Source organism: Roseofilum reptotaenium CS-1145 (assembly GCF_028330985.1).
Taxonomy (GTDB): Bacteria; Cyanobacteriota; Cyanobacteriia; order Cyanobacteriales; family Desertifilaceae; genus Roseofilum; species Roseofilum reptotaenium.
Genome location: NZ_JAQMUE010000063.1, coordinates 16,508 through 31,092 on the forward strand (window position 1 = coordinate 16,508; position 14,585 = coordinate 31,092).

At 45.5% G+C, this 14,585-nt stretch carries 17 protein-coding genes; 6 read left to right on the top strand and 11 right to left on the bottom strand.

Translation table 11 applies throughout. The features are described from left to right. Window positions 1-150 precede the first annotated feature (150 nt). Window positions 151-429 carry a transposase gene (locus tag PN466_RS10045; RefSeq protein WP_390889987.1) on the top strand — a complete coding sequence of 93 codons (279 nt, stop codon included), beginning with the start codon at window positions 151-153 and terminating at the stop codon, window positions 427-429. A gap of 79 nt (window positions 430-508) precedes the next feature. Here PN466_RS10045 and PN466_RS10050 read toward each other — a convergent pair whose 3' ends face one another. The 9 genes from PN466_RS10050 to PN466_RS10090 form a co-directional block, all read right to left on the bottom strand. Continuing rightward, on the bottom strand, window positions 509-700 hold the full coding sequence (locus PN466_RS10050) for a hypothetical protein (protein ID WP_271939276.1): 192 nt from the start codon (window positions 698-700) through the stop codon (window positions 509-511). Window positions 701-767: 67 nt separating this feature from the next. Continuing rightward, window positions 768-1,037, bottom strand: a complete 270-nt coding sequence (locus PN466_RS10055; protein WP_271939277.1) for a 2OG-Fe(II) oxygenase family protein — start codon at window positions 1,035-1,037, stop codon at window positions 768-770. A 37-nt stretch (window positions 1,038-1,074) separates the two neighbouring features. Next, window positions 1,075-2,013 (bottom strand): isopenicillin N synthase family dioxygenase, encoded by a 939-nt coding sequence (locus tag PN466_RS10060; protein ID WP_271939279.1) that lies wholly within the window; start codon window positions 2,011-2,013, stop codon window positions 1,075-1,077. A gap of 49 nt (window positions 2,014-2,062) precedes the next feature. Continuing rightward, window positions 2,063-2,797, bottom strand: coding sequence for a sulfotransferase-like domain-containing protein (locus PN466_RS10065; protein ID WP_271939281.1), 735 nt, complete (start codon window positions 2,795-2,797; stop codon window positions 2,063-2,065). A gap of 13 nt (window positions 2,798-2,810) precedes the next feature. Beyond that, window positions 2,811-3,089, bottom strand: coding sequence for an EamA family transporter (locus PN466_RS10070; protein WP_271939283.1), 279 nt, complete (start codon window positions 3,087-3,089; stop codon window positions 2,811-2,813). Between the two features lie 150 nt (window positions 3,090-3,239). Further along, complete coding sequence (locus tag PN466_RS10075) at window positions 3,240-4,343, bottom strand: mandelate racemase/muconate lactonizing enzyme family protein (protein WP_271939285.1); 1,104 nt, start codon at window positions 4,341-4,343, stop codon at window positions 3,240-3,242. A 36-nt stretch (window positions 4,344-4,379) separates the two neighbouring features. Beyond that, window positions 4,380-5,135, bottom strand: a complete 756-nt coding sequence (locus tag PN466_RS10080; protein ID WP_271939287.1) for an NAD-binding protein — start codon at window positions 5,133-5,135, stop codon at window positions 4,380-4,382. Window positions 5,136-5,158: 23 nt separating this feature from the next. After that, window positions 5,159-5,425: a hypothetical protein gene (locus PN466_RS25935; protein ID WP_271939288.1), complete on the bottom strand. Its 267-nt coding sequence runs from the start codon at window positions 5,423-5,425 to the stop codon at window positions 5,159-5,161. Window positions 5,426-5,503: 78 nt separating this feature from the next. Beyond that, complete coding sequence (locus PN466_RS10090) at window positions 5,504-6,196, bottom strand: class I SAM-dependent DNA methyltransferase (RefSeq protein ID WP_271939289.1); 693 nt, start codon at window positions 6,194-6,196, stop codon at window positions 5,504-5,506. 352 nt (window positions 6,197-6,548) lie between these two features. Between PN466_RS10090 and PN466_RS10095 the strand changes: the two genes are divergently transcribed. From PN466_RS10095 to PN466_RS10105, 3 genes are all read left to right on the top strand, one after another. Beyond that, a complete protein-coding gene (locus tag PN466_RS10095) occupies window positions 6,549-7,277 on the top strand; it encodes a Uma2 family endonuclease (protein ID WP_271939304.1) in 729 nt (242 codons plus the stop codon). A 510-nt stretch (window positions 7,278-7,787) separates the two neighbouring features. Next, a complete protein-coding gene (locus PN466_RS10100; protein WP_271939291.1) occupies window positions 7,788-9,476 on the top strand; it encodes a calcium-binding protein in 1,689 nt (562 codons plus the stop codon). A 105-nt stretch (window positions 9,477-9,581) separates the two neighbouring features. Beyond that, window positions 9,582-10,205 carry a class I SAM-dependent methyltransferase gene (locus PN466_RS10105; protein ID WP_271939293.1) on the top strand — a complete coding sequence of 208 codons (624 nt, stop codon included), beginning with the start codon at window positions 9,582-9,584 and terminating at the stop codon, window positions 10,203-10,205. 132 nt (window positions 10,206-10,337) lie between these two features. Here the strand turns inward: PN466_RS10105 and csaB are convergent, their stop codons facing one another. Together csaB and pheS are read right to left on the bottom strand one after the other, a co-directional pair. After that, the gene (gene csaB / locus PN466_RS10110) at window positions 10,338-11,381 is read right to left on the bottom strand and encodes a polysaccharide pyruvyl transferase CsaB (protein ID WP_271939296.1); all 1,044 of its coding nucleotides are present in this window, start codon (window positions 11,379-11,381) and stop codon (window positions 10,338-10,340) included. 203 nt (window positions 11,382-11,584) lie between these two features. Beyond that, window positions 11,585-12,577, bottom strand: a complete 993-nt coding sequence (gene pheS, locus PN466_RS10115; protein WP_278003049.1) for a phenylalanine--tRNA ligase subunit alpha — start codon at window positions 12,575-12,577, stop codon at window positions 11,585-11,587. Window positions 12,578-12,664: 87 nt separating this feature from the next. Here pheS and PN466_RS10120 point away from each other — a divergent pair, with 87 nt between their 5' ends. Both PN466_RS10120 and PN466_RS10125 read left to right on the top strand, forming a co-directional pair. Beyond that, a complete protein-coding gene (locus tag PN466_RS10120) occupies window positions 12,665-13,039 on the top strand; it encodes a hypothetical protein (RefSeq protein ID WP_271939299.1) in 375 nt (124 codons plus the stop codon). Window positions 13,040-13,242: 203 nt separating this feature from the next. Beyond that, entirely contained in the window at window positions 13,243-14,469 is a 1,227-nt protein-coding gene (locus PN466_RS10125) for a HAMP domain-containing methyl-accepting chemotaxis protein (RefSeq protein WP_271939301.1), read from the top strand. Window positions 14,470-14,585 lie beyond the last annotated feature (116 nt).

The following is a 14,585-nucleotide window of genomic DNA, read 5'->3' on the forward strand; positions in this document are numbered from 1 at the left end:
GCCATACAAGCTATTGCAAAGCAAGCCTATTGCTAGAGAGCCTAGCGCGAAGCGCTATAGTTTATTGGATTAGCAATAATACCAGAAGTGTTGAATATTAGCTTAATGCCGGAAAAAAGAGGATAAAATATAGAAATCAGCAACGAGGAAATTAGTGAAATCTATCGAAAGCGTTGGGAAATTGAAATCTTGTGGAAGTTCTTAAAAATGCATTTAAAGCTAGACAAACTGATTACTAAAAATGTCAATGGAGTTACCTTACAGATTCTGATGGTGTTGATTGCTTACTTAATCTTGCAGTTAATGCAAGTTTCTCAATTTTATGGTCAAACCTTGTTGGATAAATTCCGTTATTTGCCAGTCGAACTTAGCCGCCGCTGCTCTATTATTCATTGGAGCTACGATCTGATTCCAAAAACCCTGATTTAGTTCACTAGGGACTTTTCTTCAGTTAAATGTAAAGTTTTATGTCAACATTCAACACTTCTGCCATTGAGCTACTTTTGGCTTATTCCATAGTCCTCCATCTGGGGGCCGATTGTAGGTCGGCCCCCAGATGGACTTGTTGCTCATCGTTGAGTAGAGCAGTTCTGCTATGATTTTCTTGACGTTTATCCGCTAAACTTTCCGGCCCAAGACGATTGTACCCTCGCACTAACTCATAAATCCAGTGCAGGCTGTATAGTGTGATCTGGGCCACTTCTTTGCTTTTTCTCTGTGGCCAGAAGCCACATAATGTCGTTATTAACGTACTCTATAGGATAAACTTATTTTAACTCCTTAGCGCGACCGTCTCCGGTTTTCTCCACCCAAATGGCATTGAAGTTGTTCAACATTACCTCAGTTGGATTAATCGTTTCATCGCTGCCAATGGGCTGAAAAACGGCATTCACATTGGGATAAACAAAGAAGGGAATCGAAATCCGACTTTTAGACAGTTTATGCATTACTTCATGGGGAGTGCTGACAAATAAACCTTTTGTCCACAGTTGTAACATATCCCCTAGATTCACCACAAAGGCATCTTCTAAACACACCGGATCAATATTAATTAATAGGAAAAGACCCTCTCTATTATGTTAATTCCTGGGCGCGCCCTGAGCCAGATTTATCAACCCAAATTGATTGAAAATTATCTAACATAACATCAGTAGAATTAATGGTTTTATTCGTTCCCATGGGTTGAATCAGTGTATTATGATTAGGGAAAACAAAAATGGGAATAGAAACCCGATTATGAGGAAGTGTATGAATCACTTCGTGGGCGGTGCTGACAAATAAACCATTCGTCCAATATTGCAACATATCCCCTAAGTTAATGACAAAAGTGTTTTCTAAACACTCAGCATCAATCCAACCCTCTTTAGCATACACTCTTAGGGAAGGGGTCGAGAAATACTCTTGAATCAATATAGTGAAAATCCCTGTATCTGTGTGCTTCCCTGCACTCCCTGCTTTGGGAGGATAATAAACAGTTCGATGAATTAAAATGGGGTCTTCAAAATAGGGATCAAACCAATTATATTCTTGGTCTAAGGCAACGGCTAATCCTTGTAATAGAGGGGGAACTACTTTATTCAGAATTTCCCCTTGAAGCTGATAATGGGATGAGGCAAAACCCGGAGCAACTTGGTCATCAGGAATGACGGTTTTTCCCGTAAAAGGTTTATCAGAAGGGAGGCGTTCCACACCTAAATCAAAAACTTCTTTAGGATCGGCACCTGTCTGTCCATTCAGGGTTTCACCATAGAGAGGGCTATAGCCTCTAGAGGTCTTAGGATAAACGGTTTGTTTGTCTTGACTGTAGGCTTGTTTTGTTTCTTCGGGTAATTCGAAAAAGTTGCGGGAAGCATCTATGGTTTTCTGGACTAATTCAGAGGGGATACCATGATCTTTGAGATAAAAGAATCCATGCTCTAAACAAGTCTCATACAGCCGTTTATGTTCTGCATTGCCGGATGGAAAACTGAGATCTTTGAGCTTTTCTAATGAGATTATGGGTAAGGAATTCATTGATCATTCTCCTTTCTTTTTACCGAGGGACAATTAAAAACACGATCCTTTATTCAACTATGAGTCGATATTCGTACAGTTTTTGATAGTAAGGCAAGCAAAACTCATAGGCTTTTTGTAAGTGTTCATTGTCTTCAATTCTCACCGGGTCTTGTTTGGGGTATTTTTCAAACCCTCGACTCGATTGTACCTCACTATGCCAACTTCCTTCCCATTGATGGATTTCGGGTGGTATTTCCTTCTCCCAGGTTAAGGATTGCGGTATAAATGGAATCCCCACAGCTTGGCAGTAACCTTTCACGGTAGCCTCTGGTTTTTGGATTAAGTCATCGGAGTCAATAACCGGAGGGGTTTTTCCCTGAACGGTTTTCACTTGTTCAAATAATTGGTACAGTTCTGCATATCCAGCTTCATGGAGCTGGAAATCTGGCCAAATGGTAAAGAGAGAAGGGAGAGCTTTGGCGGGATGGCGAATAATAAAGGTGTGGTCAAAGTGAGAGATAAAGTCTTGATCGGCACGATCGCAGATAAAGCGAGCCATGTCTTTGATAAAAATGGGTTGGTGTTGAGCTTTATCGGTTAAGTCCTGAAGTAACGGTTGGAAGTTATAAGCTGAATTCATCGCTACTTCTGGATAGCGATCGCTCTTTCTTTCCTCGCTATAGTGGAAATACCAACCAAAGGGTTCATCCAACACCAGAAAGTCCCTCCTCTGTTGCATCATTCGTTCAAAAGCTGTTGAAGTGGAGCGCGGAACCGCCCATAAAGCGAGTATTTTTTTCATGAGAACTCTCCGTTCAAGTCGCGAATAAGGCGATCGCGATCGGGGCAAAACCCATCGCGATCGCCTGTTTGAGGGTCATGGTTTCTTGTAAGACCACAACGGCTAGGATAATGACCACCAGAGGATATAGAGCAGAGAGGGGAGCGACAACAGACACGGAGCCTTTGGATACGGCTTGGATGTAGAACAGCACTCCCAAAAAGTTGAGCATTCCGGCGATAATGGCTAGAATTGCACCTTGGGGATGGGTTTCTAGGCGATCGCCCAGATTAGCAAAGATTAGAGTCGCCAATATCGCTCCCCCTAGTCCCTAATAGGCGATCGCACTTTTGGCACCAATATATTGGTTGGATAATTTGGGCAAAAACGCCCAACCCCCCCAACAGAGAATTGCCCCCAGTGTCGGCCATAACCATTCTTTCATCCGTATCTCATTCACTCTTTATTGATAAACAGCGATCGCCTCACCCAAAACATCCATTATTGGCTCTACACCTAATCCGGGAGCATCTGGGGCAACCGTTTTCCCCCCTTGACCGCGCGGGCCACCGGTTGCCGTATTCACCGTGAGCATTTCATGGCATAACCAAGTGGCTCGTAAGTGGGTGGCTGGGGTAGACTGGGCTAAATGGACTGACCCAGCATCTCCAATTACGCTACCCCCAGTGACTTCAATATTCATGCGAATTCCCGTTTCTACACAGAAATCTCGAATACGCTTGGCTTTGGTTAATCCACCCACACGACCAATCTTCAAGCCAATCGCTTCACAGGCTTTGTCTGCTTGAGCGCGAACAATATGACCATAGGCTTGAATGCATTCGTCTAAGATAATCGGATGATTCGTCAATTTCCGCAGTTGTAAGCACTCTTCATAGGTTTCACAGGGTTGTTCAAAATAGAGCATCGGTTCTTTAACCGCGTTCATCACCCGCATACCGTCATCAACTAACCAAGCGCGATTGACATCAAAGGTAGCACTTTCATCTGGAGGTAAATACGCACCAATGGCTTTAATCCGCTCAATGTCTAAAGCCACATCTGCACCAATTTTACAGGTATGGACTTTTTCTCCCCTGGCTTGACCCCGTTTAATCGATTCAATCATGCCCTCTGGGGTATCGGTGGGCACAGAATTTTGAATCGTAATTTCTTGGTCAATGCGACCGCCAAACAGTTCGCACAGGGGGAATTCTGTGAATTTACCCAGGATATCCCAACAGGCCATATCCAAAGCTGATTTGATGTAGGGATGACCGGGTAGAGCCATATCCATCGTCCGATAAACCACATCAATACGACGGGGATCGAGTCCGAGCAGTTGGGGGGCAAGTTCCTCAATTCCCGCCCGAATTCCTCTCGGAAATGCGGGTAAATAGGTGGAACCCCAAGGGCAGCCTTCCCCCCAACCCCGGATGCCTACATCGGTGTCCATGGCTATGATGGTGGAATCGAGTTTGTCGAAGTATAAGCGTCCTCCAGAAAGTCGATACGGATGCTCTAGGGGTAAGGTGACTTGATAGACGGTAATTCGAGTAATTTTCATGGAGTTTTAGGGTTTAGTTGAATCGGAAAGTAGGGATTAACTCAAATGATTCAAGATTTTGGTTAACACTGGAAGTTTGACTCGAAGACCCAAATCAAAGGATTGAATTGTGTTGACAATTTCTGGATTGGGTTGATAGGAGGTGATGTTATCAAACACCCAACTGGTGCCACAACTCCAGCGAATGACATCTACGATTAATTCGTCGCTTAATCCCATGTTTTTGCCCAAGTGGTTGGCTTCGCCCAGGATCAAGTAGTTGATATAAGCCATAAAATCTGTTAGCGATCGCGCCATATCCATTAAAATTGGATCGTCTAAGGGTTCTGGTGCGGGATATTGGAGTTCATAGGGACGGGGTTTGATCCGACCGAAGATATCGCTGATTTTTTCCTCAAAATGAACATAGCTGCGGTTCAAACCATAGGGAGAGGATGCGGTAAATCTTGGCACTCTCAGGTTAACGCCATTGTCTTCTTCAATCAGTTTAGTCACCTTCACATGGTTATCATGGGCATCATATTTTTGGCCAGCTTCTCGATATCTTTCTTCCACGATACGACCGATGGGGAGGGGGACATTCAGCTCGTCAGCTAAGTTCACTGTTAAGTCCGTATCTTTAACGGTGATTTCTAAGGAGCAGGAATAATCGTAACTACCGTCAAAAATAAAGGGGGTAACTTGCTCGGCGACAAAGCTACACCCTTGGGAAGAGCGCATTAAATCCCACATCCACAGGAGGGGAATGCCATAGATTTTACAAATCATTAGCACTTCACCCACGGTGACCATACCGGTGTAAAAGAGCAGGTTGGTTAACAGTTTGACGGTTTGCGCTTCGTCAATGGTGTCGCTGACAAAGAAGGAAATTTCCTTTCATCTGCTGCATACCAACCCGTACGGGTATTGATATCTGCATTGTTAATGGAACAAGCTCCTACTTTGATTAATATTTCTCCTTTCTGGGGGGTTGGTTTAGGAACTTGAGTATAAACTAATTGTTCTGGTCCACCATATCCGTTCAGAACAACGGCGTTCATTAACTCTGTCATAGTTCTTGATTTCCTTTTCTGTTTTTGCATGAAGCCCTGCTCCACGCTAGGTTAACCCGTTGCTTCGAGCAATTTGGCTTCTAGTCAAGGAGCAGGGTGAGGGGCTATCTACAGAACCTCAAACGCCCAGTAGTGAGCGCCTTCTTCGGCAATATAGGGGCCGTCGATGATCGAGCTAACGAGCTTCACTTTCTTTTCAGCTTGCAGGCGATCGCACACTTCCTGAAAATTCGTGCTATCGTAGTAGCTCTTCCGGGTACTCACCACGACTAAACCCCCCGGCTTAGTAAACCGGATCATCTCTTCTACAGCGGTGGGCGGTACATGGCCGAGAGTAAACACCCCGCAACTGATCGAAGCATCATATTGATTATCTGCATAATACTTGATGCGTTGGGTTAAATCACAGGCTGTTCCCCCTTCCAATTTCCGATAGCAATCCGTTTTTGCCGCCGCTTCAACCATACCTGGGGAGATATCAAATCCATCGATATTTTTATAGCCTCTCCGATGTAGGGCTACACCAACTAATCCTGTACCACAACCCGAATCTAGAATTTGGATTTCTGGATCGCGCAAATTTAGGAATTTGCCCAATTTTTTAGGCAATAAGTCAAAATAGGCAGCAATGTATTCTGGGCCACAATATTCTTCATTTTGCACATCACGGTCATAGTTCCTACACCATTGGTCATAATACTCTTTGAGGTCTTCTGCTTCTCCAGAAAGCTTGTGGGCTTCCTTGATCGCATCAAAACTGCTTGGGTCATTCGTAGTTGTGACTTGACTCGTTTGGCTCACAATCTTGTACCTTAAATAACAACTTTTGATATATCTCTCGATATTTCTCGAATTGAGGGCTATTTATGCTTCCTATTAGCCCGGCCTTATAAGACCAAGGTTTGTGTCATTTGTCAAGTAATTATGCCAATTTAATCAAAAATTAGGTAATGGGTAATTGATAATGGGTAATTAATGATCGCCAACTCAATTAAAAATAAATAATCGCCCCAAACCCTGTAGAGGAGAAAAGGTTTTTGCCCCTACACCAGGAGATCGATACAGGTTGTAGAAACCAGGTTTCTTTGCACTGTGGGGCAACCAGAAAGTATGATAAAATAATCAACATTCATAATTATCCATGACCCAAACCATGTTAGCCACTTCTTCAGCCGACAAAATTACTTGGGAAAAACTGCCAGACGACTTTCAACTCCCCGACGATCCCGTGGATAACATTTATCAACCTGCTCTTGCTGCTGCCCTAACTGAGAGCTTAAACCAAGCCGGGAAATTACCCGAAAATGCCCTAACTCGCACCAATTACGGCATCTGTGCCACGGTCAATGGGAAAATGGTGGTTAAATCCCTCGATTGGACCTATATTCCCCAGATCCGAGTTGAGCGTCCAGAGGTGATCCGCAGCTATACCCCTAATCTACAAGGCGATCGACCGGTTCTTGTCCTAGAATTCTTATCGGATACGGATGGGGGCGAATATTCCACAAAAGCCACCTATCCTCCAGGTAAGTATTTCTACTACGAGCAAATCTTGTGCGTGCCCAACTATGGCATTTTTGACCCGAAAACGGGAGTCTTAGAATTCTATCGTTTAGGCAACCAGCAGCGCTACGATCTAGCTTCTCCGAATCCAGACGGGCGATTTTGGATAGCAGAAATGGATTTATATCTAGGAGTGTGGCAAGGGTGTCGAGAAAACCTAGAGAGCTACTGGTTGCATTGGTGGGATAAACAGGGCAATCTGTTGCTGTGGGGGACAGAGAAAGTCGAGCAAGAACGCCAGCGGGCGGAAGCCGAACGCCAACGAGCCGATCGCCTAGCCGCCCAATTGCGAGCCGCAGGCATCGAAATTAAAGAATAATGAAAAATCACCCTAAAATCCCGTAGGGGCGGGTTCACTAACCCATCGCGATCCCCACCCACCCCAATCCTGAACCCGCCTCCTCACAACCAGATGGTGTAGATGGTGTGAGGCGATTACTTCATCTCCCCATCCCCCCATCCCCCCATCCCCCTATCTCCCCATCCCCATCCCCTTTCCGAAATTCCCAAACCTCCTGCTGTAGGTAAGAACAATCGATAAAAATCCAACCTACCGATTGGATTTTCAAAATTTTCCTGTGCAGGTAGACACATTTTTAAAATCTGGTGGTATCATTGTCTCTGTCACGTGCTGTTAGAGCCTTTTGGTAACATTACCAATTGCCCTAACCCTCAGCCAGTCGGCGGTGCTGTGACCTATACCTCTGAGCCAACCCTTGAAAAGATGCTCAATCAGCAATTTTTCAGTTATGATGCTCAAGGACAGTAAACTTAAAGTGTGTCTCTACACAAGAATTAAAGTACATCTAACAACGTTGTGGAGTGAACGATGAGCGGACTTACACTGGTTACACAAGATCTTTCTCCTCAAATTCGTTCCTGGTTTGGAACCTCTGGGGCAGACACAGGTATTGGTGCTGGCGCAGGAACGGGTATCCTGGGTTCTCAAGACCTAATCTTTGGTTTTCAAGGCAATGATTCCCTTGAAGCCCAATTTTCCACCTCAGTCCAAATCTTTGGGGGTCAAGGAAATGATAGCTTAACCGGCAGCATTGTTTCTCTAAGTATTAATCGCCTGTTTGGAAACCTGGGTGATGATACTTTGATTGCTCTAGGTGGAGCAACCAACCTCTTAAGTGGGAACCAAGGGAATGATACTCTCTTTGGTGCAGATAATACAACCACAATCGATAGCCTCAATGGTGGTCAAGGCAATGACGTTCTGCGTGGCAGAGGAGGAGGTGATTACCTTTCTGGTGACCTGGGTGCAGATGTCATTTGGGGAGATGAAGGGAGTAACAACGCCGGGAATGACACCATCCTAGGTGGAGCAGAGAGCGACACCATCGTTGGTGGTGGTGGAAATGACTCGATCCGTGGCGGTCAAGGCAATGATTACATTGAGGTAGATAACTCCCTCAGCAGCAACTCTCCAAGTGGTGATGGCTACATTGCAGGTAACGACACCGTAAATGGAGATGCCGGTAATGACACCATTGGTCGTATAGGAACTGCTGGAGCAACCGGTTTGGACTGGTACAATGGTGGTGACGGTAACGATAGCATCCAAGGCGGTGATAACGGTGTTGCGGGCAGTGGTGGCAATCCTTCAGGAGCTGGTGACACACTGATAGGTGGCGCTGGAGCTGACTACATCAGTGGGGGTTCAGCGAATACGAATTCAGGTGAGGATTCAATCACTGGTGGAGCAGGTAATGACACTCTTATTGGTGGGGGTGAACAGGTTTCTGCAACCGGAACCCCTCCCTCTACAAACAACCCATTCCAAGCTTCACAGGGTGACACGATTTCTGGTGGAGATGGTAACGATAGCATTGATGGTGGTGCAGGCCACGATAGTATTACGGGTGATGCTGGACAAGATACTATTTCCGGTGGTAACGATGGAGATTCTCTAAACGGTGGTGCAGACAATGACAGTATCTATGGTGGTGCTGGAAAAGACAGCATCATCGGTGGTACAGGCGCAGATACCTTAACTGGTGGTGCAGGTAGTGATACCCTGATTGGGTCAGCCAGCACATCTGATAATGACAATGCTATGGATGTCTTCACATTTGACCTGACAGACTCTAATGCTTTTTCAACAGGTACAGGTGATGCTCTTGCAAATCCTGCTACTGCTGCTGACCCATCAACAACAGCTACTAGTGGTATTCCTAATGCGATTACTCAAACGAATGCTGATTATATCTTGAACTTCAGAGTAGGTCAGGACAAAATTGATATTACTTCCCTAAGTGTCAGCAATGTAACGTTTAACAATGGCACTGCACAAACAGGGCAAACTGTCATTTTTGGTAGAACTCCTGCTACTACTACAATTCCTACCGGTGGTTTGGCTGTGTCACAAATCGGTCAAGTTTATATACAAGCGAGTGGAAGTGATTCTATCTTGTATGTTGAGCGTGATGGTATTGGAGGAAGAACAGATCTTGACATTACCTTAGCGACAGTAGTTGGAGTAAATAACTTATCTGCTGCTGACATTATCTAAACCCATTTCAAAATAGGGTTATAGACTATAGACCACGGTTTTCAAGTAGAACCGTGGTCTTTTCGATTTTCAGCCTACAATTTTAAGCCTGCCAGCCCACTCACTATGCAAACCCCCCAACCTCTCCAAGTTGACCTCAAAACCCTCAACTACGACTTCACTGGAATCTTATTCTGGGAAAAAATAACCGGCTTCTTCTCCCTTCCCGAAGCCGTCGCCCTCCAATGCGTGGTCAAACAACTGCCCCCCAACTCTACCGTCGTCGAACTGGGAGCCTTCCAAGGGCGCAGCAGCATTGCCATCGCCTCCGTCCTCCCCCCCGATTCCACCCTGCACAGCATCGACAACTTTCAAGGGGCACTCCTTAAACCGGGTGAAGCTCGTCCCCCGATGGCAGAAGTTGTCCGTCGTAACCAAGAAGCCTTCCTTAACAACACCACCGCCTTCGGAGTCAAGGACAAAATAGAACTCCATGTCATGGACACCACTGCCGCCGCCTCCCTCTTTACTGACGAGTCTCTCGACCTCATCTTCATCGATGCCGGTCATAAATACGATGACGTAAAAGCAGACATCACCCACTACTACCCGAAACTCAAACCCGGCAGATACATGCTCTTCGACGACTACGAAGAAAAATGGCCGGGTGTCATGCAAGCGGTACAAAATGCCTCCCTTGCTGGCGAACTCATTGCCCCCTCCCTCTGGTGCCACCGGAAAGGCAGTTAACAATGATAGCGATCGGCTATTGAGCTTCTATATTATTCTATCTTAATTCTCGGAAAGTGACAGAAGAGGGATTAGCTAGGTTTCAATATTGAACCTTGTCCTAACCAACTGATTCACTGCTATACCAGCGAATCAGTTGGTTAGAAGGGTTTGGTTTAAGATCTGTTGATGTTGCATAGTTTGGTCCCTGATCTCTTCAAGTTGTTCAGGTGTTAAGGGTTGACGATGAGCATAAAAATCGATCCAAGTTTTGCTGATTTCGTGAGCGTTTTCTGGAAGCTGATTGAGTTCCCAACCGGGAAGATGCACTTGTTCCATAAGTTGGGTGACTTTGGGATCGTAGCTAAGAGCAAAGCAGGGACATCCCACGGCAGCAGCCATGATGAGGCCATGGAGTCTCATGGCGATCGCCATTTGCACTTGACTAAAGATACTTTTATACTGTTCTGAGCGATCGCCGATCCAAATTTGGCTCACCTTCGGGAGTGCTGTATGAAGTCTTTGGGCAATATCTAAATCAGTCTTTGGTTGAAAGGGGAGTAATAGGAGATAACTTTGGGTTTGCTGCTGTAGCTGAATCAAAGCTTGGGTAAGAGTTTCTAGGCGATCTGGGGTGAGTTGGGGATGGGGACGTAACACCACCGCAATCCTGGGATAGGGTAGATTTTCCAACCCCTCAACAGGTGTAGGTTCCAAGGCCCAAACGGGATCGGGAGCCAGGGTAAAGGGAATATTCCAATCCGTTAACAGTTGCGCTGATTGGCGATCGCGCACACTAACCGCCGTACATCCACGGAATAGGGATCGCGCCAAGCGGCGAGTTAGAGCAGCGTTTAAAGGGCCGATTCCTTGTCCCCAAGCGAGGGTAATTTTGCCCATCCGTTGCGCTAGGGCCATAAGAGCAAAATAATAAAGGGGCGATCGCCAACTGGTAACATCTTGAATTAAGCTGCCTCCTCCCCAGATAAAACCATCCGCAGAGGTTACCGTGCTATACAGATCGGGGATCGAAGTGCGATCGCAAGTTTCCACCCCATACTGTTGTTCCGTTTCTACACAGTTAGCCGATAGCACCACTGGAGTCACATGTTTAGGTAACATCTGTAATAGGGTAACTAACAGGGCTTCATCACCTGCATTTCCCTGGCCATAGTATCCACATAACACCACACGCATGATCAATTAAAAATTAAACATGAATTTTATCAGACGAATTTCGTAGGGGCGACGAGTTCTCCAAAGTTTAATAGACAAAGCGATTGATTCTGTGCCCCCCTCCCTGAGTCAACTAGAAACTGGGTTTCTTGCTTATCTTATCCATGATATCTGTTCAGATTTTATCGATACGCTAGTCATCAGCTCCCTGGCTCCTCAACCCTTTAAAACTGGCGTAAAAACCTCAGATCGCTACTGTAAAATCGGCGAATATCATCTATCTGATGCAACACCATTGCAAAGCGTTCAATACCAAAACCCGCCGCAAACCCCGTATACACCTCTGGGTCGTAGCCTACTGCTTTTAATACATTGGGATCAACCATTCCACAGCCCAAGACCTCTAACCATTTCCCATTCCATTGCACATCGACTTCTGCCGAAGGTTCTGTGAAGGGAAAGTAACTGGCTCGGAAGCGGATATCGACCTCGCCGAACATTTGGGTCAGGAATTCTTTCACTGTGCCTTTTAAGTCCGTAAACGTGAGTCCCTCATCCACTGCAAGCAACTCCATTTGGTGGAATACTGCCGCATGGGTTGCATCAACCGTATCGCGACGATAGCAGCGTCCAGGAGCCACAATACGGATCGGGGGGTCATTCTTCTCCATGTAGCGAATTTGAACTGAGGAGGTATGGGTGCGGAGGAGATTACCATCGGGGAGATAGAAGGTATCTTGCATATCTCTAGCGGGATGGTCGGGGGGAGTATTGAGAGCTTCAAAATTATAGTAGTCGGTTTCCATTTCCGGGCCGGCTGCGACGGTATAGCCAAGTCCCACAAAGATATCGATCGCCCGATCAAATGTACTATTCAATGGATGAGTACGCCCTTGGGGACGATACACCCCAGGCATCGTCACATCCAGGGTTTCGGCTTCCAGTTTGGCTTGAATTTGGGCGTGTTGCAGGGCACTCTTTGTGTCATCAAGGGCGGTAGAGATAGCTGATTTTACCTCATTAGCCACTGCACCGATGCGGGGGCGATCGCTGGGATCTAATTTTCCCATGCCTCCCAACACTTTAGGCAACTGACCTTTTTTACCCAAATAAGCAATACGGAGTTCCTCAAGCTTCTGGAGATCCTCGCAGGCGGCGATCGCCTCCACTGCGGCTTGCTTGAGGTCGGCTAATTGTTGTTCAAGGTCACTCAACATATACATTCTAGGCGCTGGCAGGTCTGAAAAGAGCATAATGCCTTACCTGATGTTACCATTATTCCCGTTCTCCACTGCCACATTCTTATGATTGTCCTTACTTCCCAAGAGATCGCCCATTATCGCACGGAGTTAGCTGCCGATCCGGAAGCCTTAGAAGCCTTAGACCAAATTGAAGACTGTGAAGGAGATCTTGAAGATGCCGCCCTCTCCCTCGGCATTCAAGCTGGACAACAACCCGATCGCACAGACTGGTTATCTGGAGTCGCTAAACGCTGCCGTGTGATTTTATGCCAAGACCCCTGTCAGAGCTATTTTCAGCAAGGACAACTCGCTGACGTAGCTCGTACACTCAAAACCGCCCAAGTCTGTCCATCCTTGCTTGTCACCCCTGTGGTGTTATACGTCGTTAAAACTGGGGTACAGACATTTTGTGAAGCTTTAAATTACCAACAAAATTAAATATTTTTTTCGATTTCCCTAGAGGGATCTAGGCTTTAATCGGTATCCATACATTCTCTATCTTGAAAGAACGAATAAAACCCGATTGTCTTAGCATTGCCTTTTGCCACTTGCCTCCCCTAGGTTACAAATTTAACTTGTGACCTATACCCATTCCCCCTGAACAGCACATAGCGCCACCCTATCCCCTAGGAGGTTTCATTGTGAAATTGAGTGAAAAGTTGTACTTAGGATTTGGGCTTCCCTTAATTACGTTATGCATAGTTGGGTTTTATGCTATTTATTCTTTTAATCAGATTAATCATCGTATTGAAACGATTTACGATGATCGGGTGGTTCCCTTATCTCAATTAAAACGAGTCTCTGATAACTATGCCATTCAGATTATTGATGCAGTAAATAAGGCCAATACTAACCAAATTTCATTGATGCAAGCATTGATATCTGTTCAAAAAGCACAAGTGGAAATCGAGAAAAATTGGCAATTATATACCCAAAGGGATTTTAAAAATGAGGAAAAACATTTAGCCGAAGAAGTAGAAATCATGTTCGCAAAAGCAGAGAAGGACTTGCAAAATTTAGAACAAGTTTTGAGGGCAAGCGACCGCACCACTTTAGATAGGCTAGATGGAGAACTTTATCTGGCGATCGATCCCATTACCCAACGGATCGATCGGTTAACCGAACTACAACTTAAAGTCGCAGGTCAAGAACGGAAAATAGCTGGGAATATTTACCGAGAAACTCTATTAGTCTTTATTCCTCTACTAATTGTAGCAATCTTGGTGGGTTCTCCCGCAGGATTTATCATTATTCGCCGAAGTCTCACGGCTGCTTTGCAAGAAGTTATCAATGTAATTGCGGTATCCTCTCGTGAAATTGACTCCATTGCTGAAGAGCAGGAACGAATTATTAGTCAGCAGGCCGTTTCGGTTCATCAAACCACCATATCAATTAATGAATTGAGTCAAACGGCCAAAAAATCGGCCCAACAAGCTCAATCAACTGTAAGCAATGCCACTGATGCGTTACAACTGAGTGAAGCGAGGAATCAGGCCGCAGAACAGACCCTTAAGGATATGATAACTTTAGATCAACAAGTCAATCTGATGGTCATCAAAATTGGAGAACTGAACCAGCATGCCCAAGAAATTGCCAGTATTTCCGAATTAGTGAGTAATTTAGGCAACCAAACGAATATGTTAGCTCTCAATGCAGCAGTAGAAGCTGTGCGAGCTGGGGAATATGGTAGAGGGTTTGGTGTAGTGGCGACGGAAATCCGTAAACTTGCTGATGAAAGTAGAGATTCAGCCGTCAAAATCAATCATTTAGTCAATGAAATTCAAGGGGCGATCGGGGATACGATGATGATTGCTGATCGGGGTAAAGCTACGGTTCAAAATAGCAGTAATATCAAGTCCGATGAATAAGTTACGATATAAATGAAGAGTGTCCAAGCAAAGCAATGCCCCGACTCCTTAAGATAGTCCCCCACCAGAGTAGAGAGTCCCTGGGCGTAGCCTACCATCAAGCAAAAGAGGGCCCA

What these genes read in the sequence shown, in the direction of transcription:
- csaB (WP_271939296.1), bottom strand. Translation starts at nt 11,381, where the DNA reads ATGCGTGTGGTGTTATGTGGATACTATGGCCAGGGAAATGCAGGTGAT.
- PN466_RS10065 (WP_271939281.1), bottom strand. Translation starts at nt 2,797, where the DNA reads ATGAAAAAAATACTCGCTTTATGGGCGGTTCCGCGCTCCACTTCAACA.
- PN466_RS10100 (WP_271939291.1), top strand. Translation starts at nt 7,788, where the DNA reads ATGAGCGGACTTACACTGGTTACACAAGATCTTTCTCCTCAAATTCGT.
- PN466_RS10095 (WP_271939304.1), top strand. Translation starts at nt 6,549, where the DNA reads ATGTTAGCCACTTCTTCAGCCGACAAAATTACTTGGGAAAAACTGCCA.
- PN466_RS10120 (WP_271939299.1), top strand. Translation starts at nt 12,665, where the DNA reads ATGATTGTCCTTACTTCCCAAGAGATCGCCCATTATCGCACGGAGTTA.
- PN466_RS10080 (WP_271939287.1), bottom strand. Translation starts at nt 5,135, where the DNA reads ATGGTCACCGTGGGTGAAGTGCTAATGATTTGTAAAATCTATGGCATT.
- PN466_RS10105 (WP_271939293.1), top strand. Translation starts at nt 9,582, where the DNA reads ATGCAAACCCCCCAACCTCTCCAAGTTGACCTCAAAACCCTCAACTAC.
- PN466_RS10075 (WP_271939285.1), bottom strand. Translation starts at nt 4,343, where the DNA reads ATGAAAATTACTCGAATTACCGTCTATCAAGTCACCTTACCCCTAGAG.
- pheS (WP_278003049.1), bottom strand. Translation starts at nt 12,577, where the DNA reads ATGTTGAGTGACCTTGAACAACAATTAGCCGACCTCAAGCAAGCCGCA.
- PN466_RS25935 (WP_271939288.1), bottom strand. Translation starts at nt 5,425, where the DNA reads ATGCAAAAACAGAAAAGGAAATCAAGAACTATGACAGAGTTAATGAAC.
- PN466_RS10060 (WP_271939279.1), bottom strand. Translation starts at nt 2,013, where the DNA reads ATGAATTCCTTACCCATAATCTCATTAGAAAAGCTCAAAGATCTCAGT.